Origin of the sequence: Rhizobium rhododendri (genome assembly GCF_007000325.2) — a bacterium.
GTDB classification, from domain to species: Bacteria; Pseudomonadota; Alphaproteobacteria; order Rhizobiales; family Rhizobiaceae; genus Rhizobium; species Rhizobium rhododendri.
In genome coordinates, this window is sequence record NZ_CP117267.1 from 654040 (window position 1) to 678016 (window position 23977).

Genomic DNA, 23977 nt, shown 5'->3' on the forward strand with positions numbered 1-23977 from the left:
AGCAATCCCTGCGCGACTCGACGAATCGTCGGGCGAGGGATAGGCCAGATCCCGCAGCCCGCATTTTGCGCTTTGCTGCGGTCTCCATGACAGGTCAAGACATCGATGGATCACGACGAGGCCCGGCTGCGCATCATGGAGGATATCGCCACCGTCGGCGAGCTGACGCGGATGGTGACGCAGCGCTACGATGCGATGTTCGCGGAGTTCTACGCGGTGCTCCTTGAGACGCTCGACAGCGCCTCCGACATGGCCGATGCGGCGTTGACCGCCATGTCGGTGGCGGACGCTGCTGTCGACACCGTTCGGAGCAATTTCGCCGGCCAGCCGCACTTTGCCTGTTCGAAAGGATGCAGCCCCTGCTGTCACCTGTTCGTCGCGGTGCCGCCCGGCGTGGCCGAGGTGATCGCTGCTCATGTCGAGAGTAACTTCACGGTCATCGAGCGCGAAAAGCTGGTTTTGCGGCTGGAGGCGAAAGTTGCAGCCGATGCGGCCTCGCCGACACCGCAGCTGTTGCGGACGCCCTGTGCACTGCTCGACGACGGCGGCAGTTGCACGGTCTATGCGGTTCGCCCGCTTTCCTGTCGAAGCTTCACCTCGACCTCCCTGCCGCGCTGCCAGCAAGTAGTGTTCGGGGACAACCCGGATGGCGGCGGTGTCGATCAAAACCCGGCGCGCTACCGTCTCTATGAATTCGCGACAAGGGCGCTGGAAGAAACGGCCCGGCGCCGCGGATTGCCCGGCCAGCAACAGGGGCTCTCGGCAGCCCTGCTGCAGCAGCTGGCCGGCTGAAAGCGATCAGGCCATGCGATCGTACTATCCGGGACGGAAAACCTAGGCGGCGACCTTGTCGCGCGCTTCCTCGCGGATGCGCTTGACCATCGAGCGCAGGCCGTTGGCGCGTTGCGACGACAGGTGTTCGACCAGCCCGATCTTGCTGAACACCTCGATGGCATCGAGATCGGCGATATCGGAGGCGCGCTTGCCGGAATAGGTGGCGAGCACGATGGCGACCAGCCCCCGGACGATATGCGCGTCGGATTCACCCTCGAAGGTCATGACCGGATCCTTGGCCCCGTCTTCGGTGTGGCTGACGAGCCAGACCTGGCTGGCACAGCCTTGTACCTTGTTGGCAGCCGTGCGTTGTTCTTCCGGCAGGTCCGGCAGCGCCTTGCCGAGCTCGATCACATAGCGATAGCGATCCTCCCAGTCCTCGAGGAAGGTGAAATCGTCCATGATTTTGTCAAGGCTGGTCATCGCATACGTCCACTGTCTCTGAGACTGGCATATAGGCGAAAGCAACGGCGATTTGAACCCGCGCGGAAAAAAGAACGCCGTGCGGAGCAAGTCCACACGGCGCAGCAACATGCTGGGAGTTTAACAGGGCAGGCACGGCACGTCAGGGTAAAGGGGAGGCGCCACCGGAGACTTGCCCGGCGTCGCGGAATTGATGTCGGCTCAGAGGACCGGGCGGCGCATCGGCACCGGAACGTGGATGATGGTGCCGGTGAAAACGCTGTCGTTGGCGTCGCTGCCGAGTTTCGGCGGCATCGGCTGCATATCGGGCTCTGCCTGCGGTGCGGCGACGGCGACCTGCTGGCGGGACGTATCTGTTGTACCGGCGTTGCTGGCAGTCTTATCGGCCGGCTTGCCGGAAAGCTGATGGTCGATCATCTCATAGGCGACCAGTGCGCCTTCGCGGGCTCTATAGCCGAGCGCCGTGAAAGTCTCGCCGCCCTTGACGCAAATCTCGGGCTTCTCGCTGCACAGCGACGTTACATATTGAAAGGCGCCCGTTGCTGCCGTAACGGCGTCGGACATCTGGACCTGCGGGTTGTTCTGGGTCCGGGTCGTGCTCTGCGAGGAGAAAACCGGCAGAAGCACCAGTACCAGCGAGAACCAGAAGGCTGTCTTGATCAGAAACCACATCGTGTTGCCCATCCTGTTTTTCGTTCGGTCTTGGAGCCGAATCGATCCGGTCTTCCCGGTTGAAACAAACCTAGTCCGCAGATGCTGACATCGCTTTTCAAAACTAGAAGGCATTTGAGGCCAATTTAGTTCAAATGCGAGCTATCGGCATTTTATGCACATTTAAGTCAAATTGTCGTGGCCGCCGTTAAGCATGTTGCAGGCCATCTCCAGAGAATGCCGGGGGTTGCGCTCCCATCGCCTGCCACAAACCTTAACGAAAACACGAAAAAGCAGCGAAATCCATCGCTTACCCCCTGTTAACTACAAAAACCGATGCATCCTTTCGATGCGTCAAAACGGGATTTTCCGGCTTTTCAGCGGTGGATTGGGCCTTTCGGCTTATCCTTTCCTTAAGCGCGCAACGCCTATTATCGGGACAGAAATAGACGCCTTTTGTGCGGATTTTGGTGTGCGCGTATTGAGTAAAATGGCTGAAAAGGCGATCGCCCTTGTCGACAGGGCCGGCGGAAGCTGGCTCTCCCGGACGTCGGGCGACGGGCAGGTGCGCGGCGAAGAGCTGGCGATCCTGCGGCGCGTTGCGCTGCTGTCGTCGCTGGCGCTGATTGTGGTGCCGTGCGGCCTGTCTTTCCTCACCACGCCAGCCGTCGCCTTGCCGGTCGGCGTTGCCACCGTCTGCGCCGCCTTCCTGTTTTCCGCAGTCGGCAGCATCGCCCTTTCGCGCCAGAGACCGCTGCCAATCGAAGCACCCGTCATTATCCAGCGCCAGGAGTTGATGCTCGAGGCCGCCGCCGGTCTTGTCCTGCTGCTTGACGCACAGGGTGTCGTCACCACTGTCGGCGGACGCGACCGTGCCGCGTTCCTCGGCTGGATGCGTCCGGTCCTTGGCCGCGGCTTCTTCGAGCAGGTCCACGTTTCCGACCGGATCGTCTTCCTGCAGGCACTTGATGCCATCCGCCAGGGCTCCGACGCCGTTGCCATCCGTCTCCGGCTCGACCGCCCGGCCGGCGCCATCGATGGCGACCAGTTCGCCCATATCAGCATGGACATGACAGCCCGTCGCGATGCCGATGGCCTGTTGACGGACATCGTCGCCCAGGCCCGCGACATCGGCCGCGAACAGCAGCAGCGCGACGCCGAGACCCGCAAGGCGGCAGAGGCGGAATCGGCGAACGACGCCAAGTCGCGCTTCCTTGCCGCCGTCAGCCACGAGTTGCGTACGCCGCTGAACGCCATCCTCGGCTTTTCCGACATGCTGGCCGGCGAATATGTCGGTCGGCTGGAAAACGACCGTCAGCGCGAATATGTCGGCCTGATCCGGGATTCCGGTGCCCACCTGCTCTCCGTCGTCAATGCCATGCTCGACATGAGCAAGATCGAGTCCGGCCGCTACGAGCTGATCGTCGAGCCGTTCCCGATTGCCTCCGCCATCAAGTCCTGCGAGGCGATGCTGTCGCTGCAGGCAAAGAACAAGGGCCTGAAACTGGCAAGCCGTATCCAGCGCGATCTCGGCGAGGTCGTTGCCGACCAGCGGGCCATCCAGCAGGTGCTGATCAACCTCGTTGGCAATGCCATCAAGTTCACCGATGCCGGCGGCGCCGTCACGGTCGACGCGACGCGGGCCGGCGACATGCTGAAGATCTGCGTCAGCGACACCGGCATCGGTATTGCGCCCGAACGGCTCGCCTCGCTCGGCCAGCCTTTCGTGCAGATCGATAGCGAACATTCCCGCCGCTACGAGGGCACGGGCCTTGGCCTGTCGCTGGTCAAGGGACTGGTGGCGTTGCATGGCGGCAGCTTCGGTATCGCCAGTACGCCCGGTCATGGAACTGTGGTCACCGTGCTGGTACCGCTTGACGGCACGCTGGTGCAGACGGCAGAAGATCAGCAGCCGGTGGAATTCCCGCCGCGTCTCCGTTCCGTGGAGCATTTGGAAACACAGAGCAAGGAAGCAGTCTATGGCCACGCGAAAGCGAAAATCGCCTAAGGGAAAGGGCAAACGGCAGCAGTCCGGGCTCGCGTCCCGCAGTGCGGTGGCCGTTGGCAGTCTCGGTCTGCGCGGTGCCGGCCTCGTCGGTGGCGCTACCCTGCGCGGCGCCGGCCACCTCGGCGGCGTCATCGCCCGCTATCCCGCGACCGCAGGCGGCACCATGGCCTTCGCCGTGATCTTCAGCTTTATCGCCACCAACGCGCTCTGGTACCAGCCCGGCAACCACCCGTCGCCGTTCTTCCGCACCCGCGACGCGTCATCGCCCTACCAGCTGGCCGGACGCAAGCCGTTTAGCAGCGCCCGCCACGACCCCGCCGATACCACCACGTTCCGCATCGAACGCCCGGACGACACGGCGACATCCGCGCCGCCGGTACCAGCCGCGGCAGCACCTGTCGCAACGGCGCAGGCTCCCGTCGCCGAGCCGGGCAACGTTGTCTCGCAGGTGCAGGCCGAACTGGTCCGCCGTGGCCTCTACAACGGCGCGGCTGACGGCATCATCGGACCGCGCACCACGGCTGCCATCCTCTCCTTCGAGCAATCCGCCGGGCTGAAACAGACGGGCGAGGCGAGCGAGCAATTGCTGGCCGCGCTGAAGGCGGATGCCAAGCCAGGCGTCGCCGTGCCAGCCGAGAAGCCGCCGGCGGACATCTCATCGAATGCTGCTGCCGCCGATCCGGTTGCCGCCGCCATTATGAGCTCGGAAAAGGACGTCAAGACTGCATCGGTCAGGACCGCCTCCGCGACGCCGGCCAAAAAGCCGGTGCCCGATCCGGTGGCCAATGCGACGATGGTGATGCAGATCCAGAAGGGCCTGAGCAACATCGCCTACAGCAATGTCAGCATCGACGGCGTGGCCGGCGAGAGCACCCGCACTGCCATCCTCCATTTCCAGAAACACTACCGTCTGCCGGAAACCGGCGAACCCGACGGCACCGTCTTGAAAAAACTCCGCGAGATCGGCGCCCTGTGATCGGGTTGCGGTGGTAACGTTGCTGCCGCTGAATGGATCAGCCTTGCAGAACCCCAATGAGTGTCTTTTGGAGGATATGAGGTGGCTGTCGAAATCCGCCTGCTCGAAGCAAACGATCCCGCCGAAGCAGGTCTGGTCGCGCTCATGGAGGAAATGCAGGCGCACTATAAAGTCTTCTGCCCGCCGACGTCGGACATTCTGCAGCAATTGCGCGCCCGGCCGGCAGGCTCAGAAATTCTGGTTGCCGAAGACGGCGGCAAGGTCGTCGGCCTCTGCGCTTTCAGTTCGACCTATCCCGGAGCCGGCCTCAAGCCCGGCATATTCCTGAAGGAACTCTACGTCGGTGCCGCCTGTCGGGGGCAGGGCGTCGGACGCTCGCTGATGCGGACGCTGGCCATGCTCGCAGGCGAGAGGGGCCTCGTCCGCATAGACTGGACGGCAGACGCTGCCAACGAACGGCTTCTCGCCTTCTACGACGAAACAGGCGGCACGCGCAAAACGGACAGGATTTACTACCGTCTGGATGGTGAAGCACTCGCAGCGCTCGGCAGCGATCCCGCTTCGTGACCCTGCCACGCCGGCCACCTGTTCCGCATGGAAGAAACACCGGCCTTACGCATTCAAATTGACGGCGAAGTTCTGGACCTGGCGTATGCCCGAGAAGCCCCTGACCTTCGGAAACTCACCGGCGGCTTCGATGTCGGGAAAGCGCTCGGCGAGCACGGTGAGGGCTTCCTCCAGCTCTGCCCTCGCCAGCGCTTCACCGAGACAACGATGCGCGCCTCCGCCGAAAACCGGATGCCATTTCAGCTGCTCGCGGGTGATGTCGAAGCGCTCCGGTTCCGGATATAGCTTTTCGTCCCTGAGGGCGGACATGGTGACCAGCGAACACGCTTTATGCGCTGGCAGAACCCGCCCGTCGAGTTCAATATCCATCGTGGTGACGCGGGGCACCGAGCCGATTGCCGGCTCGTAGCGAAGGCACTCGAGAACCGCGTTCGGCACCAGATCGCGATTTTTGACGACCGCGTGCCATTGATCCGGATTCTGGAGGAGCAGGGAGAGCTGGATGACCATCGCCGAGCGGGTCGTGTCGCTGCCGCCGACGATCAGGGTCATGATCTGGGTGATGGCTTCCTCGGCCGTCAGCGATCCCTCTTCTTCGACGTTGGACATAAACTCGCTGACGAAATCATTCGCCTTGTCACGGCTGCGCCTGGTCACGATCTCCCCGACATAGCGCCGAAGATCGCCCGCTGCCTGCTGCAATTCGGGCACGTCCTGCGTAAGCCAGGAGCCGCCCAGCAGCGGGCTGAACCGGTAGACGATCTCTGAAAATCTGCCCACGTCATCTCGCGGCAGACCGAGGATCGACGCAATCACCCTCGCCGGAATAACCGTGGAGAAGTCGTCGAGCATGTCCATGCCGCCCTTGGGCGTTGCGGCATCCGCAATCTCGGAAATCGTCTGCCTGATATGCGGGCGCAGCGCGGCAATCATCCGGAATGCGAATGTCTTTGCCATCGGCGAACGCCGCCGCATATGAGCATCGCCATTCGAGGTCAGCATGCCGTTTGTCATGAAATCCCAGATCGGCCCGTCCTTGACGCCCCGCAGAGTGATCAGCTCTGTTTCCACCTGCCGCGTCTTGGCATCGCTGTGGAGGTTGAGAACATCATCGGCGCGCAGGACCAGATACACGCCGGCTTCCGACCGGATGAACGGCAGTTCGCCTCGAAAGTGGCGATAAACCTCGTGTGGATTGCTGGCGAGGGTTTGCATCGACAGCGTCGGGACGTTGCTGGCATCGGATCCGCTGGATGATTTGAAACCGGTCATCGAATTCCTGTCATGTTGACTTCTGGCAGTCCGCATCGGGGCAACGCTTGCGCAAGGCGCGCCAAAACTGTTGCCAGCCGCAGCGGCTGTGCAACAGGCGGATCAGGATCACGCCCCGCAATTCAGCGGGCGGTGAAAAAGCTCATCCCGTCGTCGATCTTGCAGGTGAAACTGCGGGGAGTGCCGACCTGCGTGTAGCCGGGAAGGCTGAACACCGTCATCGTGAATTCGGCATTTTTATCCGGGTGGACCCTGTATCGTAAAAGCTGGACGATGGGCTTTCCCTCGAGATCCAGCGTCATATGCTCATCTGCAAAAGCCAGCGTTCCGTCGTCCATAATCCGGAAGGCTTCGATCTTCAGTCCGCCGCGTGTCTTGCTTGGCTTCTCATCGCCGCTGCTGGAGGTGCAACGACCGAGGTCGAGAGACACAGCGACCGATCTGCCTTTGACCAGCGCATTTTCGACGGCGGGGAGAGACATGGAGTGGCCGCCCGATGGAGCAGCACTTGCTGCCAGTGGCTGGGCAGCCAGAAGAAGTACGGGAAGGAAACGTTTCATAATCAGACCCTTAACTAGCAATAGCGAAGGTCGGCGGTGCGTTGTCGATAAAGAACGCCCGCGTCCTTCAAAACAGGTGCTGCGAAACCGAATTTCGTCGCACCAGGGTCAAATTTAGCACTGCGATATAACAGATCGATGATCGTGCATCGGTTGTATGTTAGGGCTTGCTGAAGCAAGATCTTGGCAACCGCACAAAGTAAAGCCGGCCGCCCGTGATGGGCGGCCGGCAACGGGGAGGGCATAGGGCTTGCGATGCCCAACGAATGCCTGGTTGCTTACCTCAGCCGCCCCAGGGCCTTAGGCGCTTCGGTTTCCGCGTGGATATTGGCGGCGGCTGGGTTACCGATCATTGCCACGTCGATGAGGCAGGCTTCCAGCAGCGGGCCTTCCTTGACGCCAGCCCGTGCACAGGCGTTCTGTGCGTTCTTCGCCGTTTTCGGGTCCAGATCCCGGGAGGAGAAGGGCGCCTTCGGGATATCGGCCATGGTCCGTTCGCCGCAGACATTCAGCATCGATTCCCCCGATTTCAGACGCCAGCTATTGGCGTAGGAACTGTAGAGTTCCTTGAACGAGAACGGATTTTTCAGAACTTCCCCCTCCCGCGTGGCGAGCAGGTTCGGGTCTTCCTTGACGTTGGCAAGCAGGCCGTGAGCCTCCACCGGCCACTGGCCGAGACCGACCTTGACGTTGATGTAGTCGGTGCCATTGGCCGGATTGATGCCGGCCTGCAGCCAGTCGCCGGAGGCACCGCGAACAATGTAGATGTCGCCGCTCCGGGTAACCTGCGTTCCATCGGCCAGCGAAACCGGCGTCTTTTCGCTGACATTGACGAACTTTCCGTCGATGAACACGGCCTGCGGCTTGGTGCAGACAGCAACCTGCGTCTTTCCGAACCGCGCGGCGACGGCCGAGCTGACAGCGGCATTTGGCCAGTTCGGAGCACCCGATACCTGCCTGTTCTGCACGTCGAAACCGGACCCCGTCTGCAGCAGCAGGAAATCGCCGGAAGCCTGGAAATCGTAGAGGAGGCCGCTGAGCGTCGTCAGGTGGGTATCGCCGACTGCAGTCGAGGCGGCACAATTCGACGGACTGCCGCCGGCTGTGCTTTCGTTGAAGGCGATTGCCGGTCCCGGTCCGGAGCTTGCCGGCGCATTCGGCCCGAAACTCAGGTTGTTGGTCTCGGCGGTGAACCCTTGCGCGACGCAGTTCGGGGGCGCAGTGCCGCCATAGGTGATCCGCGTCCTCGTCTGCAGCGATGCTCCTGCATTGAAGGTTGCCTGGCTGCCGACGCCGACAGCGCTGCCGCCATCACCGAGCACATTGAATTCGGCAATCGTCCAGCCGCCGGATGCATTGACGGCGTTGTCGCCAACCCGCAAAAATGCGGTGCCACTGATGGTCATGATCACGCTGTCGCCGCTTGGCCCCGCCATACCCGTGAGCGTTACCTGTCCAAGACTGGTCACCGGCACCGCCGGGGTGGAAACAGCGCCGCTGGAGTTGCTGATGATCACGCAATAGATTTCGGCACCGGCGGCAAACTGCGTCCAGCCGACCGGGCATGTCGTGTTGTAGCTGATCAGCCAGTATTGGATGAAGGCACGGTGCGAAGCATTGTTGTTTTCAAAAACGAACTGCTCCCATCCGCGGCAGTTCGGGTTCGGAGACGGCGCACAGACGCCGGTCTTGAAGAAATCGGTGTTGATCTGCAGCGTGTAGGTGTTGGGGATCATCGGCCCGGCGGCGCCGATCTGGCCGCTTTCGCTGGTGACATTGGTCAACGTATCGAACGATCCCGAGGCGCTGATGATAAAGCCGCCGGGTGCCTGCGCCGCGATGTCGTTGCCGTTGCCCACAGTCTGCGGCACGATGCCGGAGCGCGGTGGCATCGGTTGTTTCGGCGCCGCCACGCACTGCACTTCCTGCCAGTGGGTCGAAGGATACTTGGCCGTAAAGCAGCCCTTCTTCGGCTGCGGAACGGTGGCGATGGTAGCGCGCCAGTCTTCCTGGCGGCGAAATTGCCTGGCGGAAAGCATCGGGATCGGCCTCGCGGCGGCCGCTGCGCTGAGGGGCCGCCTGCTTTCGGCTGCAACGCCCGACGGCGCCAGCCCCGTCAGCCCCACCAGTATCGTCAGGGCAAGTCCAAGCCCCTGCAGGCTTCTGTAGACAACAGACATCGTCATATGCACGTCTCCTTTTCAAAGAAGGTTGCAATTTTAGAGGTAAATCTGAAATGAATGCTACTATAAGTACACACTGCGCCCATTGCTCGCGTCTTGCAAGGCGTATGTTTCGCGCAGTTTTTTAACGGAGAATTGCAAGGCATGGGGCGCATGGCGCGGCCACGCGACCTGCACGCCGGTGGAAGCGTTACCGGACCGTCGCTCTTGTTCGTCGATGCGCCACCAGATACACCGGATCCATGAGGCTGCGCAGCGACATCTTTGTATCCGCCCTGATCCGCCGGCTGTTTGGCCGGGGGGATTTTGCCGCGGTCGAGCGCAAGGGGGCGGAAGCTTCGGGGGCGATCTTCATACGCCAGCGGTTTCGCGACGGGCTGGAAACACTGTTCGGTCCGGCGCCGCAAAGCCTGTTCGACGAGGATGGTTCAAACGGCCGGATGTTCGAAGTCCGCCTCGAGCGTCAGGATGCCGAGACGGTGCGTCAGATGCTCGAGCGCGAACAGAAATTCGATGCCGATCTCTGGATACTCGAACTCGAGACCGACGACATCGCCGACATCGTGCCTGTCGCAGACCAGCGGCAAAATCCGCTCTGACACCTGGGGCCTTTAGCGCGCTCCGCCGCGCGCCCGGGCCGGTAAGACGTCGTTTTCCGCCTCGGGATTGCGCGCCTTGAATTGGCTGGCGGGCCTTGCCTGGTCCGGGGTGACGTAGGTGTAGCGGTCGGCGCGGCGCCAGGTTTCGACGCGCGCCTGGCTGTCCACCGGGTCGACCGAATCCATGATCCGCCAGGCGCGGCTGATGCTGCCGGTACCCTCGCTCAGATGCGGATAGAAGCGCTCCAGCACGAAGACCCCGTCGGCGAAGTTCATGCCGAGGCTGGTCAGCGTGACCGCCAGCTGTTGGCCGGAGAGATCGAGCAGGATGCGCTCGGCAAGCCAGCGGCTCGACGACAGTGCGTCGGCCAGCGCCGTTGCAAAATTCTGGGCCTCGCGCTCGCGGGCAAAGCGCACCAGCAGCGCTTCCTGGACATCTGTCAGGCTGCGCAGGCCGAGGCGATCGGTATCGTCGTGGGAGAGGTGGCGGGCAATCTGGCGCAATTGCTGGCGCAGTGCCTCCTCGCGGGCCAGTCTTTCGGCAATCGCGCTGTCGGGTGCCTCGAGCAAGGGGATACGCTCGGTCTGTGGCGTTTCCAGCGCCTTCGTCTTGCCGCGACCGGTGTCGGCATGGCGCAGGCCGACCAGCGCATCGACGACCGCAGGCGAGAGATTGTCGCGCTTGACGATGGCCTTGGCGTGTTCCGTTCCTTGCGTGCGGGCTATGGTGATCAGCGTGTCGTCGTCGATTGTTGCGGCACCGGCGATGAACGGAGCGGCAATCGCGATCGGCTGGCAGCCGATGAACAGCGCCACGGCCGGCGGCACATGCGGGCATTGCGACAAAGCAGCGACCGCCTGTCGCTTGGCCTCGTCGCTGGAGGCGAGAAACAGCGGCATGAACAATTCGGCAAACTGCCGCAGTTCGGATTTTCCGGGATGGGGCCGTTCCTCGAAGCTGGTAACCGTCGCCATCAGGACCACATCCTTCTTGCGCTCGCCAAGCGGTCCTTCCAGGTCTCGAAACCGATCACGCACGCTACCACCCACACACAGAACAAAGAGGGGAGCCGGAGATCAGCACGCGGGGCAGCCGGGCAAACGCGCTCCGGCGAAAACGTCGCGCGGAAAACGATAGGACCCGGCGGACGCTCGCGTCCGGATCTGGCTATGCCGTGACGTTAGCGCGATCAGGGTTAATAGGCAGTGAAAACTTTAATAAAAATGCGACGGAGGTGTCACGAAAAGGTACGCTCGTGAAAAGCGGGGAGGCGATTGCGGCAGCGAGGTTGCAGCAAGCATGCCGCCGGTTACTTTCAACAGGTTACGCGTAGGAAACGCCCTGGCGGGCACTGTGGCTGCGCAGGGCGACCAGCAGCCTGTCGCGGGTATCGTAGCCCGATTGAAACAGGTCGAGCGCGGCCGCAGCCGCAAACTGCGCTTCCGTGCTCTTCAGGTCGATGCGTTTTTCCGCATACCAGCAGTCGAGAGCGCCGCGAAGCACGTCTACATCGTCGGTTGTGAAGGCTGAGTTGAGCAGAAGCGTCATTGCACATCTCCCAAGCTGTGGGATGAAAACACTGTATGTCATGAACTGCCGGTGTTTGCAGGGCCGGCCAGTAGGGGAACCATACGCCAAACGGCCAAAGTCGCAAATAATATTTGCATGACGTTTTCGTGTCACACACGCTCGCAGCAGGGCTCGCCGACAGGCGGGCACTGGTGCTAACAATATGAATCCATTCTATTTTAGAATTTTGCGCCTCAACCATTGGTGGTTTCTCATGCCAATCCGAAGCTCCCGTTCCGACCTGTTGGCACGGCGGCGGACCAAAACGCGTTGCAGGGCGTCCCGTGCCGTTAAGGTCTTGTTAACGATCCCCTGTCTCAATCCGCGCAAGCACACCGCGACCCGGCGTCTGTTCGAATCGCTACCGCCGCAAACCGTCCCTTCGGGCGCCCCGGCAAACCGTCAGACACGTACCGCACTGCTATTGGAAAGGCGCGAATGCCCTTCGGACATGCTCTTGCCAGCAAGACTTTTCCCGAGGGAGCGCCGGTCCGCCAAAAAGGCGGACAGGGTGAAATCGATCGCAAGTTCATCCGTCTCAAGATTGCAATGGAGACGAGACATGGCTGATATCATAAGACTGGAAGACCGACGAAACCACAAGCCGCCACCTCCGGCCCATGATGGCACGGCGGCCCGCATCCTGCTGTTTACCGGCGTACGCTACGAGCGGCTCGAGCCGCCCAAGCGCCGCACGGCGCCTGGCGCCAAGCGGCCGAAAACGAAGACGAGAAAACAGGGCTGACAGGCCTTGTCCTGATATAGCCGATCTAGCTTGCGTCGAAGGCGTCGCATCGCGCCTTGGCGAGAAAATCACTGGCGCCCTCTTTGAAACTCGGCTGCGGCGCCATGGTCCGCAACACCACGTAGCCCTGACCCTCTGTCATCTCCACGAGAATGGATTGCGCCAGCTCTGCAGGCAACGCCTTGCGGATCGCGGCAAGCTGCACCGGCGCTGCCACGAGCACGTCGAGCGCACCCCCGACCGAGGTCCGGTCGCTCATGCTGAAAACTTCGTTCGAAGCGCTGTCGTAGATCCCCAGGGACCAGAATGGCACATGGCCCGCCGCCATCAGGTGCACCGGCATGTCGGCAAGGTCGAAGGCGCAAACGGCGGTATGCATGTAGGGATCGCCGTTCGAGAGACTGCCCGCACTGGTGGTGGGGTCCAGCACGTGAAAGGCATCTTCCTCGCCGAGCGCCTCGACCCGCTGGAAGGCATCGCGATCGCTGTAGGCGGGCAGCGCCAAGATGATCACCAGATGCAGCAGGGCCGCACCGAGCACGCCGACGACGATGGCAAACAGCACCTTAAGCATGGTCGCAGCCGATCTTCTCGACCTTCGGCATCGAGAGGTCGATCAGCCCCGCGCTGCCAGCCGCCGGCGTGTCCAGCAGCGTCAGCACCAGCTTGAAATTGCCAGCCGGCGGCAGCGCCAGCCAGTTGCCGGCGGAGGCATCCTTCGAGACGACGATCGAAAAGCTGGAATCGCTGTCGCGTAGCACGTTCCAAGAGTTGATTGCTGCCGGGCGGCCGGGTTGGGCTGCCAGCGGCTTGCCGTCCGGGGCGACGGAGAACAGCGTCCAGAGCCGCGCCGGCGGCGTCTGGCCGCTGATGCGGTAGCGGCATCCGGCCGACAGCCGGTCATGCCCATCGTCGTCGCCAGCGGTGAATTCCAGCCCCTCAGCGGTGCCGTAGAGCAGCCGTCCGTCGCGGGCGCGGTGGGATTTGGCATAGGGGTCGGCGTCCACGGTATGCAGCGCCGGAAAGGCCTGCCAGGCGCCAAGCCGGATCGCGCCGAAACCGGCGCTGGCATCGAGCGCATAGAGCGTGAACAGGATGCCGCCGCCAAACGCAATGGCCAGCGACAGCGCGACCAGAAGAGGAACCCGAAACACAGCGGCGTCCTTGTGAGAACTCAAGCGTCAAGCTTATTCCTGATTCTGCCGGGAGGGGGAAGGGCGGGATGGTCCGTGGGCCGAGCGCGCCCCTGCCAAAGCTTCGGCGAATGTGGCACATTGCCGGAAATTTCGTTCTTGCAAAGGACACGCAATGATCCGGCTGCTGTCACCCGACGATGTAGATCTGTTTCGGTCCATTCGCCTCGAAGCCTTGCGAGCCTCGCCGGAAAGTTACGCCAGTAGTGTCGAGGATTGGCAGGACCTTCCAGATCAGGAATGGCGCCGCCGTCTGGTGGACAATGATGTCTTCATCGCAGTCGAAAACCACCTGCCGGTTGGGATCATGGCGCTTGCGCGGCAGCGCCCAGCCAAGAAGGCGCACCGCGCCATGATCCAGATGGTCTATCTGCGCGAGAATGCCCGCGGCAGGGGGCTTGCGGAAGCGCTTCTGGAAGCATTGGTGGAATTTGCCCGTGGCCAGGGCATTCGCCAGCTGGAGCTCGCGGTCAGTGCCGAAAATGATGTTGCGATCCGCTTTTACCGTCGCCGGAGCTTAACCGAGATCGGTCGAATACCCTGCGCATTGTTGCACCAGGGCAGGGAGATCGACGAAATTCTCATGGCCAGACGGATCGTCGCCCTAAAAAACTGAAGACGGGAATCGATTCGCCGGTATTGAGCCTCACCCGGACGGCAACCCGCGAGCTGTCTCGAAAGCCTCTACGCCGGGGCTTCCCGGATGCCGACGCGAAATATCGGTTTCGTTTATCAACACACGCGGGAGATTTACGAAACGGTTCGCAAAATCGAGGATTGCAACACCAGTATCGGTTTTTCTGCATGGGTTGAACCGAGTAATTTCCGGTCAATGGCAACTAACGACCCTTGAGATAGCAGACTATTCCAGACGCTTGGGCGCTCCACATATTGCAGTGCACTATGAGCCCATCTCCGGGCTCGGTCGATCAGGCAAAAAGGAAAAGCCATGCAAAAGCTCCTCTCCGCTCTAGCCCTATCAACCGCAATCCTTCTCGGGCAGTCGGCTGCCCGGGCCGCTCCCGCCGACGATGCGATCGCCGGTTGGACCTCGCTTGGAACCTATGTCTTCGGCACCAGCGCCGTGGCCGGCACGGGCGAAACTGCCATCACCAACAAGGCGCAACTGGATGGCAAGTTCAACTATTTCCAGAACAATGCGGCAGAAGTAACGATCGGCTCGGAAGTCCAGCGCTATACCGCTGGCAACGCCCAGACCCACGTCTTTGCCAGCGACCGGCTTAACCTGACCGGCGTGCTTGGCGGCGGCGACGCCTCCTATTCCGGCGGCTTCACCAATGTCTTCGGCCAGATCAGCGGCTCGATCAACGTCAACAGTCCGATCGACCCCGCACAGTTCGGTTTTGCCAGCGGCACCAAGATCGAGGTCGGCAACATGATCGTGCTGCAGTCGCGCGGCATATACAGGGTCGACTCGATAGGCACCGATGGGAAGATCACGCTTCTTGCCATGTTCAACTCCAACACCACCAATCCCGTCACCAACGCGCTTGCCGTCCTGACGCCCTTCTATGCCCTGAAACTCGCCCAGCCGACCGCCACCAACGCCGCCGGCACGGCCACCACCATGGTGTTCGACACCATTCCCGCCTCCATGCCGACAGGAATGGCCGTCGGTTATGTCAAGGACAACGCCTTCCAGCGAAACGACGACTACCGGGCTGTCACTGTCGACAAGACCACCAAGACCGTGACCACGCAGAAGAAATTCGTGTTCATCAGCCAGCCCTCGACCTATCAGAACCCGGCCGGCCAGCTGATGATCTTCGTGCCGCCGATCCGCTCTGCGCAAATCATCACCAAGGACACCTTTGACCTCAAGAATGGCGACTACGCCTTCGATGCAAACGTCAACTACCCTGAGGCCGTTGCCAGCCGCCAGGTCAACACGATTGCCGAGCTGAACGCCTTGCCCGCCAACCAGCCGAACGGTTTCTGGGGTGCTGCCTGGCTCTACGGCAAGAATACCACCGCCTCGACAACGAGCTCCGACGAGATCGACAGCGAGAGCTGGTTCGACTTCTACAAGGGGCCCGACATCTTCTCGGCCTTCACCCACGGCGAGACCGTGACCCAGGGCTTCCAGCTCAACAACGACGAATGGGCGCCTGCAACCGCGGATGTCGGCGCCGGCTATCTCAAGCGCCTCACCGGTCCGCTGGTCGGCGATATCAGGCTCACGAAAGTCGTGCGCACCAGCGCCGGCAAGGTCGATACCTACGTCAACGGCACGCTGGTGGATACGAAGAACTACACCTGGACCAATGCCAATCCTGCAGAGTTCATCGTCAACCTCGCCATCGGCTCGATCAGCGGCAGCTACTCCGCCAACGTCCTGTTTCCGCTCAAGCCCTCCAACTTCAACAATATGAAAATCGGCGTCAAGCGGCTGGCGTTTTACAAGAAGTAATCAGCTTTTGCTGAATGAAGGGACTGCGGCCCTCTGGCCGCAGTCAGCTGAGGTTAAATGAGTCATTGATGAAATCCATCGGCGTCCTGCTGCTGGCTCACACCTGGCGAAGCGTGGCACCGACTGTCAGCAGCAGCGGTGAATGATCCGAGACTTCGGGCTCTGAGACAACCTCGAAAGCGTCTACGCCGACGGCATCGTTGACCAGCATATAGTCGGCGTAGCGTTCTCGCTTGGGGTAGAATGACGTTCTGGTGCCCCGAAAGCCCCGGCCGGTGACAAGGTCGGTGAGGCCTATATTCCTGAGAACATCGAATGTCTTGCTTTCAGGCAGCAAATTGAAATCGCCGCACGCCACGACAGGCTCTCCCGGTCGCGCAGTCGACATGATCAGCAACGCAAACCTGTTGGCCTGCTGATGCCTTTCGGGAGTGTCGTGCTTGCCGCTCAAGTCGCGCAAGCCATGCATCTGTGCAATGGTAATGCATTGCTGCAATTCCACATCGAACAGCCGAACGGCGTGTGCGGTCCGCGACCGCGGATGCAGTCCGTATCCGTCAGACGAATAATCTCCGTGAACGAAGCCCTGTGTCTGGCCAATGATGGGAATGGTGGCGCGAACGAATGTCGCTAGACCCCATTGCGACTTATATGGCTGCTCGCCATCAAACAGATCGCCCTCAGCGGCCGGGCAGAAGATCGACGTGTGATGGGGCAGGGCCACCGCAACGTCAACCAGAAAATTGGCTCTTTGCGGTAGGGCGGTACCTTGGTCGCGGTAGGTGAGCCAACGCTGCCCTGTACCCGGTGTCTTGACCACTTCCTGCAGGCAGAGAACATCGGGGTCGACTGCAGCCACGTAGGCAACGAGGCGCTCATAGAGGCGTCCGCCCCAGCCGTTCAGACACAGCACGCGCACATCTGCCTCCCGTACTCCAATGCATCAATCTCAAACGTGAAACCGGCGATGTGTCTAGCAATCCTTCACGGCAACTGCTGGAATTGCCGTCACTACTCCACACTCGCCACCCGCTGTCCCTTCAGCGGTGGTGCGGTCTTCAACTGCTCCTCTAGATCCCGCAGCACCTTGGTCGATTCGGCCGACAGCGAGCGGGGCCGGACCGGGGGTGGTTCGGCGCTGGCGGCGGCGTCCGTGGCGGCTTTGCGGGCGGCTGTTGTCATCGGTTTCTGGGCCGGGAAGGGGTCGGCGATGCCGGGGATGGCTTTGAGCGCAATGCCCTGATGGGCGTAGTCCATGATCTTCTTGAAGGTCATCGCCGGCAGGGTGCCGCCGGTCATGTTGTTGGTCGAGGTGTAGTCGTCGTTGCCGAACCAGACGGCGCAGGTGTAGTTGCCGGAAAAGCCGATAAACCAGGCGTCGCGGTAGGCCTGCGTCGTGCCGGTCTTACCGCCGACGACGATGCCGCGGTCGAGGGCTGCCTTGCGACCGGTGCCGATGACCGGGATCTGCGTCAGCATCTGGGTCATCGAGGCATTCGCCTGCTCCGACAGCACGCGCTTTGCCGCAGGTTCGTCGCGATTGAAATCATAGAGGATCTTGCCGTCGTAGCCGACAATCTCGCTGACGCCGTGGCGCCGCGATTGCAGTCCGTCCGAGGGAAAGACGGCGTAGGCCGTCGCCTGGTCGAGGACGGTCACCTCGGAGGTGCCGATCGGAATGGTCTTGTCGTTGCGAACCGGGCTCTCGACGCCCATTCGCTTGGCCATCTCGCGGATCGGCTGGATGCCGAAATGCTCCTTGGCAAGCCGTACCGGGATGGTGTTGATCGACTTGGCGATGGCCTCGGTCAGCGTCACCCGCCCTTCATAGCGGTTCTCGTAGTTGTGCGGGCTCCAGTTGCCCCAGGAGATCGGCGCATCGACGATGGTCGTGGCCGGCGTCATGCCGTTCTCCATGGCGACCGCGTAGGTATAGATCTTGAACGACGAGCCCGGCTGGCGCAGCGCCTTGGTGGCGCGGTTGAACTGGCTTTCGCCATAGTCCCGGCCGCCGACCATGGCCCTGACGGCGCCGCCGGTTTCGATCAGTACTGAAGCGCCCTGCTTGGCATTGTAGTGCTCGCCATATTCAAGCAGGCTGGAGCCGATGGAATCCTCGGTTGCCTTCTGCAGGCTCATGTCGATGGTGGTGCGAACGATCAGCGAGCGCTCGGCAAAGCGTGCCGACAGCCGCTGCACCTCGTCGAACGCCCAGTCGAGGAAGAAATCCGGCGACACGACTTCGGCCCTGTCGACCACTGAGGCCGGGTTGCGGCGCGCGGCCACCACCTGGCCCTCGGTCATGAAGCCCGATTGCACGAGGTTCGACAGCACGTCGTTGGCGCGGGCGCGTGCCGCCGGCAGGTTGACGCTGGGCGCATATTTGGTCGGCGCCTTGAACAGGCCGGCAAGCATCGCCGCCTCCGCCAGATTGACGTCCGAAATATTCTTGCCGAAATAATATTGCGCCGCCGCTGCCGCCCCGAAGGTGCCGCCGCCCATATAAGTGCGGTCGAGATAGAGCGAGAGGATTTCCTTCTTCGACAGGTTGGCCTCCAGCCAGATCGCCAGAAACGCCTCCTTGATCTTGCGTTCGATGGATCTTTCGTTGGAAAGAAACAGGTTTTTAGCCAGCTGCTGGGTCAGCGTCGAGCCGCCCTGGACGACGCCGCCGGCTTGCGCATTGACGGTCAGCGCCCGGAACAGGCCGAAGACGTCGATGCCGAAATGATCGAAGAAGCGCCGGTCCTCGGTCGCCAGTACCGCCTTGACGAAGTAATCCGGCAGTTCATCGACCGGTACTGAGTTCTCGTGGATGATGCCGCGGTGGCCGATTACATTGCCGTAGCGGTCCTCGAAGGTGACGGCGAAATTACCGCGGTTGCGCCAGTCGCCGACCGTCGATTCGAACGCCGGCATGGCAAGCGCCAGCATCACCACGGAGGCCGCGACACCGAGCGTCATGCCTTCGCCGAGCAACTCGAACACGATGCGCTTCCAGCCATGCATGCGGAAGCGGCGGAAGAAGATGGTGATGTCTTCCCAGATTTCGGCGGCCCGGAAACCGGCATTCCAGACGGTGGAATCGATCAGCGAATCCAGCCGCAGCAGCAGGAAGCGTTTTCGGCGCGGCCTCTTCGGCGAAGGCCCTTCGGGCTCTATCGGCTCCTGCATGCGTGATTTCCCGTATGATCTTCGAGCCTTCCGCCGAATGCGGCAGGCTCAGCCTTTCCCGGCAACCCGATATCCCCTATATCCGCCACAGGTTGAACAATTGGTTGCTTTCCGGCAAATCACAAAACAAAGCAGCGCGGCTTTCCTGAAACGGCCGGCGCGCAGGGATAGCAAGAGCATGGACGAAACCCCCTTCTGGCAGCGCAAGACCCTTGCCGACATGACACCGGGCGAGTGGGAGAGCATCTGCGACGGTTGCGGCCTCTGTTGTCTCAACAAGATCGAGGAGTGGGACAGTGGCGACATCTATTTCACCGATGTCCGCTGCAAGCTGATGGACAGCGACAGCTGCCGCTGCACCAGCTATCCCAACCGCTGGGATTTCGTACCCGACTGCGTCCAGCTGACACTTGAGAATGTGTCGGAAATCCAGTGGCTTCCACCGACCTGCGGCTACCGGCTGATCAACGAGAGGCGCGATCTCTACTGGTGGCACCCCCTCGTCTCCGGCGACCCCGAGACCGTCCACGCCGCCGGCATCTCGACCAGGGGCCGCACCTTCAGCGAAGAAGACGTGCCGGTCGACGACTACGAGGACCACGTAGTGGACTGGCCGCTGACGGTCGGCGACATGCCAAGGGATGGCGACGGCGATGCGGAAGAAGACGAGCGCCAGCGGGCTGATGAAATAGGGAAATAATCCTCTATTCCCAAATTCAAATACCGAAATCATCATTATAGGAAAATAGTCCTTGGCGGCGTGACGGTTGTTTGTTAGTTTTAGGTATAGTCGGAGAGGTGCGGGCAAGAAGACCCCCAGCCTGATCTCCCCCCCTTGTGGGGGAGATGTCAGCGTCGCTGACAGGGAGCCTATCGAGACCGCCGCATTCACCCCCCCTCTGCCCTGTCGGGCATCTCCCCCACAAGGGGGGAGATCAGCTGGGGCCGTATTGTCTGCATCCCTGGTAATTAGATGCCTCACATTCTGACACCTCATGGTCTGCCGCCAAAAGCGGGGACGTTGGTGAGGTAACGGCCAAGGCGACGCCAGCCTGATCTCCCCCGCTTGTGGGGGAGATGTCAGCGTAGCTGACAGAGGGGGTGGCCACCGTGATTTCTGGGGGTATAGGCAGGTTGTAAACGGCTGCCCTCGCGGGTATATAGAAATGATGTGTTTCTATAGGAGCTAGCGATGTCCTCCACAATCTCGGCGAATGTCGATGGCAAAACGGCCACGAAATTGAAGATGGTGGCTTCGATGGAAAACAGGTCCGTATCGAACGCGGTTTCCAGCGCAATCACTGTTTTCGTTGGGCTTCCCAAGGGCGTTCGCGATTTGCTGCTCGAGTTGAACGCACAGAACGACCAGGACACGATCACCAGGCTTGGCCGCGAAATGATGGCTGCGGCCGCAAGGGTCCGTCTTGAGAAGGCAACCGCCGATCTCGCATCCGAGCACCGTTTCGGAGGGCCTGAAGATGCGTCCAGCGAGATCGACATGTTGGAGGAGGCCACGTCCCTTACCCGAGCCGTAGCGCACCGGAAGTAAGGCATGGATCGTCCGGTCCGGGTGGTGCTCGATGTCAATGTCTTCGTCGCCAACATAATGGCGCACGACCGTGGTCATGTGGGAACTGCAACGCAGACCCTGGTGTCGATGGTGAGCAACCAGAAATGGGGCGTGGCCGACAGGTCTCAGTTGGTCGTCTCCTTCGAGATGATCGAAACCCTTGAGACGGTTCTCCGCCGGCTGCAATTTTCGAATGACCGCATTGATGCCTATACCGGCTCTATTGTCGATATCATGAAATATGGGCCGGATGGGCTTGATCCCTATCTTATCCTGGGCGGAGAAGAGCGCTTCGCCATGTCCGACGTCGAGGATGCAGGCGTGCTGGCGACGGCCTTCGGGTCCGAAGCCGACATTCTTGTCACGGATAATTTGAAAGATTTCGCTTCCAACGATGCGTCTGTCGTCGACACTCAAGTGGTGAACACGACGTCTTCTGGCAAGCGAACCCTCCAGGCTCTCAGATACGAGATCGGCAGCGCGGATCTGATTATCGCGCACCCGTTCGATGTCATGCAGTGGATACGCCTGGGCTACGATTTTACGCCCGGCATCCTGTGGAATACGATCCAGAAGCCAGACAATTCGGTTGGCCTATGAGTATTTCGGCAACTGCCGAGACTGCCGCATTCACCCCCCTCTGCCCTGTCGGGCATCTCCCCCACAGGGGGGAGATCGGGTGCGGCGGCCTCATTGGTTCAGCATTCCGAAAAATTCCATGTCCCGCCCGCTGACGCTTTCGTGTCCGGCGCGCTGACCCGTGAGAGTTGCCATGCATGAATTCGAGGGTTTCGATCCCGGCCTGTTCGGGTACTGGCCGAATGCGCTGGCCTATCGGGGTTGCGATATCGGGTGGGGTGCCAACGAGTGCCTTCGACAGGCGGAAGCCTGCCTGCTGGAAATCAAATCCGGCAGTGCCGAGGATGTCCTTCGGACTTTGCTCAACGAGATGACGGTCGAGATGCGGGCCGAGTTCGACTATTTCAAGGGACTGCGCTCTGCGGCGGAAGCGTCCGGCAAGGCGTTTGCGGAAGGGACGGGCGACGAGGCTGCGGCAAAGCTTGCCCGTGCCGATGTCAAGCTGTCGGTCGATGCGATGTCGCTGATCGTCCGGACGCTGGAAAAGATCGATGGCCTGCAGCGCCAGATGGCGCGCGACCGGGAAACGGAGATCGAGCGCCATGCCGATGGGCCCGGATATGTGGAAAACAAGCGCCGGCTGCTGGCGATCATCGAGCAACGTGCCGAGGATCGGGCGCGGGCAATTGTTGCGGAACGCGATCTTCAGCGGGCTAACCCCGGTCTGGATCCCGCCGCCACCGCCACCGGGCCGCCGCAAGGGGATCCGCCGGCTGCTGAAGCTGATGCGGTATTTTGACGACGTGTTGAAGACCCACAGTACGGAAATGGCGCAACTCAGGTGCACGAGCCGCGCCGCTGCGATTTCGGCGGACAACCGGGCCTTCAGGCAGGCCGAACCTTCGCCGGCAAGTGTGACGGCCGTGTCCGAGCAACTCTCAAGCGTCACGGCGTCGGGGCTTGCTTCAGGCCAATCGGCTGGTGCCGGTCCGGCGCTGGCGGCGAGGGGAGGCCGGATGGCGGGCGATACCGATTGCGATGCCGTCCTCAATGCGCTTGCCGCGGAATATCTCGCCGTCAAGGACTGGGAGATCGCCGGTCGCGATCACCAGAGGCCGCCGCCGGGGTGTTGGCGCAGCTGGTTGCTGCTCGGCGGTCGCGGCTCCGGCAAGACAAGGGCGGGTGCAGAATGGGTGCATGGGCTCGCCAGCGCCGGAGACCGGTCCGATCTTCGTATCGCGCTGGTCGCCGAAACGCTTGGCGATGCCCGCGAGGTGATGATCGACGGCGTGTCCGGCATCTGTCGCATCGCCCGGCTGAAGCGGCCGGATTTCGAGATCTCCCGCCGCCGGCTGGTCTGGCCGAATGGCGCGGTGGCCCAGATATTCTCCTCCGAAGATCCAGAAAGCCTGCGCGGGCCGCAGTTTCATTTCGCCTGGTGCGACGAGCTGGCCAAATGGAAGCATGGCCAGGAAACCTTTGACATGCTGCAGTTCGGGCTTCGCCTCGGCGAGCATCCGCAGCAGCTGGTGACCACGACGCCGCGCCCGGTGCCGTTGCTCAAAAACCTATTGGCCGATGCCGGCACGGTCGTTACGCGTCTGTCGACGCTGTCCAACGCGGGCAACCTGTCGCCGGGTTTCATCTCGGCACTTGCAGCCCGCTACGGCGGTACGCGGCTAGGGCGCCAGGAGCTGGATGGAGAACTGATAGAGGACCGCGAGGATGGTCTCTGGAAGCGCGACACGATTGCGGCGCTGGTGCAAAAACTGACTGGCCCGCTCCGGCGCATCGTCGTTGCCGTCGACCCGCCGGCCTCCGCCGGGCCAAATGCCTGCTGCGGCATCGTCGTCGCAGGCCTCGAGGCCTCGGGAAGGGCGGTGGTACTGGCCGATTGCTCGGTGGAAGGCGCAAGTCCTGCCACATGGGCGGGGGCTGTCGTCAGGGCCTTCCGGCGTTTCGATGCCGACCGCATCGTTGCCGAGATCAACCAGGGCGGCGACATGGTGACGGCCATGCTGCGCAGCATCGACATCAACCTGCCGGTAACGACGGTACGTGCGACGCGCGGCAAATTTCTGCGGGCCGAGCCGGTGGCAGCCCTCTACGAACAAGGCCGCGTGGGTCACGCCGGGCGTTTCACGGCGCTGGAAGACCAGATGTGCGATTTCGGACCGGATGGATTGTCGCTCGGCCGGTCGCCCGACCGGCTCGATGCGCTGGTCTGGGCGTTGACGGCGCTGATGCTGGAAGGTGGCGGCGAGCCCCGTGTCCGCGGCATCTGAAAGCGTGGATAATGACGGGCAGCGCCGGGCTGCCCGCAGTCTCAGGCCTGGGCGGTATGGGTCGCCGGCTTTGGAGCCGTCTCGCGGGTTTGCATCTGGCGCCATTCGCTTTCATGGCGCTCGAAAACATGCTGTGGAACGGTTTTGGTGCTTTGATCGGGCTTTGACATCAGAACCTCGCTGGACGTTGACTGGGCAGATAACGACTTTGTGACATCATAGTTCCACAGCTTAAAGCGGTTGTAAATCAGGGGTTTAAACATGTTAAACGATTGAATTTTTTTTAAACCGATTGAAGTTGTGGAGATCATGCAATCCCCGGCCACGTTGCCGGATCAAAGCCTCGTCGGCATCGAT

At 61.7% G+C, this 23977-nt stretch carries 25 protein-coding genes; 13 read left to right on the plus strand and 12 right to left on the minus strand.

Annotated elements, in window-relative coordinates; translation table 11 throughout:
* Nucleotides 1-105: 105 nt before the first annotated feature.
* A complete protein-coding gene (locus PR018_RS03240) occupies nt 106-792 on the plus strand; it encodes a YkgJ family cysteine cluster protein (protein WP_142824362.1) in 687 nt (228 codons plus the stop codon).
* Between the two features lie 42 nt (nt 793-834).
* Here the strand turns inward: PR018_RS03240 and PR018_RS03245 are convergent, their stop codons facing one another.
* Nucleotides 835-1257, minus strand: coding sequence for a SufE family protein (locus tag PR018_RS03245; protein WP_142824363.1), 423 nt, complete (start codon nt 1255-1257; stop codon nt 835-837).
* Nucleotides 1258-1458: 201 nt separating this feature from the next.
* Complete coding sequence (locus PR018_RS03250) at nt 1459-1929, minus strand: DUF5330 domain-containing protein (protein WP_142824364.1); 471 nt, start codon at nt 1927-1929, stop codon at nt 1459-1461.
* A 469-nt stretch (nt 1930-2398) separates the two neighbouring features.
* On the opposite strand from PR018_RS03250, the gene PR018_RS03255 reads away from it, so the two are divergent.
* From PR018_RS03255 to PR018_RS03265, 3 genes are all read left to right on the plus strand, one after another.
* Complete coding sequence (locus PR018_RS03255) at nt 2399-3916, plus strand: sensor histidine kinase (RefSeq protein ID WP_205470415.1); 1518 nt, start codon at nt 2399-2401, stop codon at nt 3914-3916.
* Nucleotides 3888-4892 carry a peptidoglycan-binding domain-containing protein gene (locus PR018_RS03260; RefSeq protein ID WP_142824366.1) on the plus strand — a complete coding sequence of 335 codons (1005 nt, stop codon included), beginning with the start codon at nt 3888-3890 and terminating at the stop codon, nt 4890-4892. The genes PR018_RS03255 and PR018_RS03260 overlap by 29 nt, the downstream gene beginning before the upstream one ends.
* A 144-nt stretch (nt 4893-5036) precedes the next feature.
* Complete coding sequence (locus PR018_RS03265; protein ID WP_142824492.1) at nt 5037-5459, plus strand: GNAT family N-acetyltransferase; 423 nt, start codon at nt 5037-5039, stop codon at nt 5457-5459.
* 45 nt (nt 5460-5504) lie between these two features.
* On the opposite strand, the gene PR018_RS03270 is transcribed toward PR018_RS03265, so the two are convergent.
* From PR018_RS03270 to PR018_RS03280, 3 genes are all read right to left on the minus strand, one after another.
* Nucleotides 5505-6731: a cytochrome P450 gene (locus PR018_RS03270; RefSeq protein ID WP_161990956.1), complete on the minus strand. Its 1227-nt coding sequence runs from the start codon at nt 6729-6731 to the stop codon at nt 5505-5507.
* Between the two features lie 122 nt (nt 6732-6853).
* Nucleotides 6854-7291 (minus strand): VirK family protein, encoded by a 438-nt coding sequence (locus PR018_RS03275; RefSeq protein ID WP_142824368.1) that lies wholly within the window; start codon nt 7289-7291, stop codon nt 6854-6856.
* Between the two features lie 278 nt (nt 7292-7569).
* Nucleotides 7570-9477, minus strand: a complete 1908-nt coding sequence (locus PR018_RS03280) for a hypothetical protein (RefSeq protein ID WP_142829887.1) — start codon at nt 9475-9477, stop codon at nt 7570-7572.
* A gap of 239 nt (nt 9478-9716) precedes the next feature.
* On the opposite strand from PR018_RS03280, the gene PR018_RS03285 reads away from it, so the two are divergent.
* Nucleotides 9717-10073, plus strand: a complete 357-nt coding sequence (locus PR018_RS03285; RefSeq protein WP_142824370.1) for a DUF1491 family protein — start codon at nt 9717-9719, stop codon at nt 10071-10073.
* 12 nt (nt 10074-10085) lie between these two features.
* On the opposite strand, the gene PR018_RS03290 is transcribed toward PR018_RS03285, so the two are convergent.
* A complete protein-coding gene (locus PR018_RS03290) occupies nt 10086-11111 on the minus strand; it encodes a DUF2336 domain-containing protein (RefSeq protein WP_202617137.1) in 1026 nt (341 codons plus the stop codon).
* Between the two features lie 286 nt (nt 11112-11397).
* Nucleotides 11398-11622: a hypothetical protein gene (locus tag PR018_RS03295; protein ID WP_142824371.1), complete on the minus strand. Its 225-nt coding sequence runs from the start codon at nt 11620-11622 to the stop codon at nt 11398-11400.
* 583 nt (nt 11623-12205) lie between these two features.
* Between PR018_RS03295 and PR018_RS03300 the strand changes: the two genes are divergently transcribed.
* Nucleotides 12206-12388: a hypothetical protein gene (locus PR018_RS03300; protein WP_142824372.1), complete on the plus strand. Its 183-nt coding sequence runs from the start codon at nt 12206-12208 to the stop codon at nt 12386-12388.
* Between the two features lie 25 nt (nt 12389-12413).
* Here the strand turns inward: PR018_RS03300 and PR018_RS03305 are convergent, their stop codons facing one another.
* On the minus strand, nt 12414-12962 hold the full coding sequence (locus PR018_RS03305; RefSeq protein ID WP_142824373.1) for a DUF1254 domain-containing protein: 549 nt from the start codon (nt 12960-12962) through the stop codon (nt 12414-12416).
* Nucleotides 12955-13542, minus strand: a complete 588-nt coding sequence (locus PR018_RS03310) for a DUF1214 domain-containing protein (RefSeq protein ID WP_142824494.1) — start codon at nt 13540-13542, stop codon at nt 12955-12957. The genes PR018_RS03305 and PR018_RS03310 overlap by 8 nt, the downstream gene beginning before the upstream one ends.
* Before the next feature lie 154 nt (nt 13543-13696).
* On the opposite strand from PR018_RS03310, the gene PR018_RS03315 reads away from it, so the two are divergent.
* Nucleotides 13697-14197 (plus strand): GNAT family N-acetyltransferase, encoded by a 501-nt coding sequence (locus tag PR018_RS03315; RefSeq protein ID WP_142824374.1) that lies wholly within the window; start codon nt 13697-13699, stop codon nt 14195-14197.
* A gap of 333 nt (nt 14198-14530) precedes the next feature.
* A complete protein-coding gene (locus PR018_RS03320) occupies nt 14531-16012 on the plus strand; it encodes a hypothetical protein (protein WP_142824375.1) in 1482 nt (493 codons plus the stop codon).
* Between the two features lie 97 nt (nt 16013-16109).
* Here the strand turns inward: PR018_RS03320 and PR018_RS03325 are convergent, their stop codons facing one another.
* Both PR018_RS03325 and PR018_RS03330 read right to left on the minus strand, forming a co-directional pair.
* Entirely contained in the window at nt 16110-16931 is an 822-nt protein-coding gene (locus PR018_RS03325; protein ID WP_142824376.1) for an endonuclease/exonuclease/phosphatase family protein, read from the minus strand.
* A 92-nt stretch (nt 16932-17023) separates the two neighbouring features.
* Entirely contained in the window at nt 17024-19186 is a 2163-nt protein-coding gene (locus PR018_RS03330; protein WP_142824377.1) for a transglycosylase domain-containing protein, read from the minus strand.
* Nucleotides 19187-19364: 178 nt separating this feature from the next.
* Here PR018_RS03330 and PR018_RS03335 point away from each other — a divergent pair, with 178 nt between their 5' ends.
* From PR018_RS03335 to PR018_RS03355, 5 genes are all read left to right on the plus strand, one after another.
* A complete protein-coding gene (locus PR018_RS03335; RefSeq protein WP_142824378.1) occupies nt 19365-19886 on the plus strand; it encodes a YcgN family cysteine cluster protein in 522 nt (173 codons plus the stop codon).
* Between the two features lie 492 nt (nt 19887-20378).
* Nucleotides 20379-20735, plus strand: a complete 357-nt coding sequence (locus PR018_RS03340) for a hypothetical protein (protein WP_142824379.1) — start codon at nt 20379-20381, stop codon at nt 20733-20735.
* A gap of 3 nt (nt 20736-20738) precedes the next feature.
* Nucleotides 20739-21356, plus strand: coding sequence for a PIN domain-containing protein (locus PR018_RS03345; protein ID WP_142824380.1), 618 nt, complete (start codon nt 20739-20741; stop codon nt 21354-21356).
* 172 nt (nt 21357-21528) lie between these two features.
* Entirely contained in the window at nt 21529-22134 is a 606-nt protein-coding gene (locus PR018_RS03350) for a hypothetical protein (RefSeq protein WP_142824381.1), read from the plus strand.
* A gap of 217 nt (nt 22135-22351) precedes the next feature.
* Entirely contained in the window at nt 22352-23620 is a 1269-nt protein-coding gene (locus tag PR018_RS03355) for a DNA-packaging protein (protein ID WP_142824495.1), read from the plus strand.
* A gap of 41 nt (nt 23621-23661) precedes the next feature.
* Here PR018_RS03355 and PR018_RS03360 read toward each other — a convergent pair whose 3' ends face one another.
* On the minus strand, nt 23662-23931 hold the full coding sequence (locus PR018_RS03360; RefSeq protein ID WP_142829886.1) for a hypothetical protein: 270 nt from the start codon (nt 23929-23931) through the stop codon (nt 23662-23664).
* Between the last annotated feature and the right edge of the window lie 46 nt (nt 23932-23977).

What these genes read in the sequence shown, in the direction of transcription:
- PR018_RS03340 (WP_142824379.1), top strand. Translation starts at nt 20,379, where the DNA reads ATGTCCTCCACAATCTCGGCGAATGTCGATGGCAAAACGGCCACGAAA.
- PR018_RS03315 (WP_142824374.1), top strand. Translation starts at nt 13,697, where the DNA reads ATGATCCGGCTGCTGTCACCCGACGATGTAGATCTGTTTCGGTCCATT.
- PR018_RS03295 (WP_142824371.1), bottom strand. Translation starts at nt 11,622, where the DNA reads ATGACGCTTCTGCTCAACTCAGCCTTCACAACCGACGATGTAGACGTG.
- PR018_RS03270 (WP_161990956.1), bottom strand. Translation starts at nt 6,731, where the DNA reads ATGACCGGTTTCAAATCATCCAGCGGATCCGATGCCAGCAACGTCCCG.
- PR018_RS03360 (WP_142829886.1), bottom strand. Translation starts at nt 23,931, where the DNA reads ATGATCTCCACAACTTCAATCGGTTTAAAAAAAATTCAATCGTTTAAC.
- PR018_RS03300 (WP_142824372.1), top strand. Translation starts at nt 12,206, where the DNA reads ATGGCTGATATCATAAGACTGGAAGACCGACGAAACCACAAGCCGCCA.
- PR018_RS03330 (WP_142824377.1), bottom strand. Translation starts at nt 19,186, where the DNA reads ATGCAGGAGCCGATAGAGCCCGAAGGGCCTTCGCCGAAGAGGCCGCGC.
- PR018_RS03260 (WP_142824366.1), top strand. Translation starts at nt 3,888, where the DNA reads ATGGCCACGCGAAAGCGAAAATCGCCTAAGGGAAAGGGCAAACGGCAG.
- PR018_RS03275 (WP_142824368.1), bottom strand. Translation starts at nt 7,291, where the DNA reads ATGAAACGTTTCCTTCCCGTACTTCTTCTGGCTGCCCAGCCACTGGCA.
- PR018_RS03280 (WP_142829887.1), bottom strand. Translation starts at nt 9,477, where the DNA reads ATGACGATGTCTGTTGTCTACAGAAGCCTGCAGGGGCTTGGACTTGCC.
- PR018_RS03345 (WP_142824380.1), top strand. Translation starts at nt 20,739, where the DNA reads ATGGATCGTCCGGTCCGGGTGGTGCTCGATGTCAATGTCTTCGTCGCC.
- PR018_RS03305 (WP_142824373.1), bottom strand. Translation starts at nt 12,962, where the DNA reads ATGCTTAAGGTGCTGTTTGCCATCGTCGTCGGCGTGCTCGGTGCGGCC.
- PR018_RS03245 (WP_142824363.1), bottom strand. Translation starts at nt 1,257, where the DNA reads ATGACCAGCCTTGACAAAATCATGGACGATTTCACCTTCCTCGAGGAC.
- PR018_RS03255 (WP_205470415.1), top strand. Translation starts at nt 2,399, where the DNA reads ATGGCTGAAAAGGCGATCGCCCTTGTCGACAGGGCCGGCGGAAGCTGG.
- PR018_RS03355 (WP_142824495.1), top strand. Translation starts at nt 22,352, where the DNA reads ATGGCGGGCGATACCGATTGCGATGCCGTCCTCAATGCGCTTGCCGCG.
- PR018_RS03250 (WP_142824364.1), bottom strand. Translation starts at nt 1,929, where the DNA reads ATGTGGTTTCTGATCAAGACAGCCTTCTGGTTCTCGCTGGTACTGGTG.
- PR018_RS03335 (WP_142824378.1), top strand. Translation starts at nt 19,365, where the DNA reads ATGGACGAAACCCCCTTCTGGCAGCGCAAGACCCTTGCCGACATGACA.
- PR018_RS03240 (WP_142824362.1), top strand. Translation starts at nt 106, where the DNA reads ATGGATCACGACGAGGCCCGGCTGCGCATCATGGAGGATATCGCCACC.
- PR018_RS03320 (WP_142824375.1), top strand. Translation starts at nt 14,531, where the DNA reads ATGCAAAAGCTCCTCTCCGCTCTAGCCCTATCAACCGCAATCCTTCTC.
- PR018_RS03285 (WP_142824370.1), top strand. Translation starts at nt 9,717, where the DNA reads ATGAGGCTGCGCAGCGACATCTTTGTATCCGCCCTGATCCGCCGGCTG.
- PR018_RS03350 (WP_142824381.1), top strand. Translation starts at nt 21,529, where the DNA reads ATGCATGAATTCGAGGGTTTCGATCCCGGCCTGTTCGGGTACTGGCCG.
- PR018_RS03265 (WP_142824492.1), top strand. Translation starts at nt 5,037, where the DNA reads ATGGAGGAAATGCAGGCGCACTATAAAGTCTTCTGCCCGCCGACGTCG.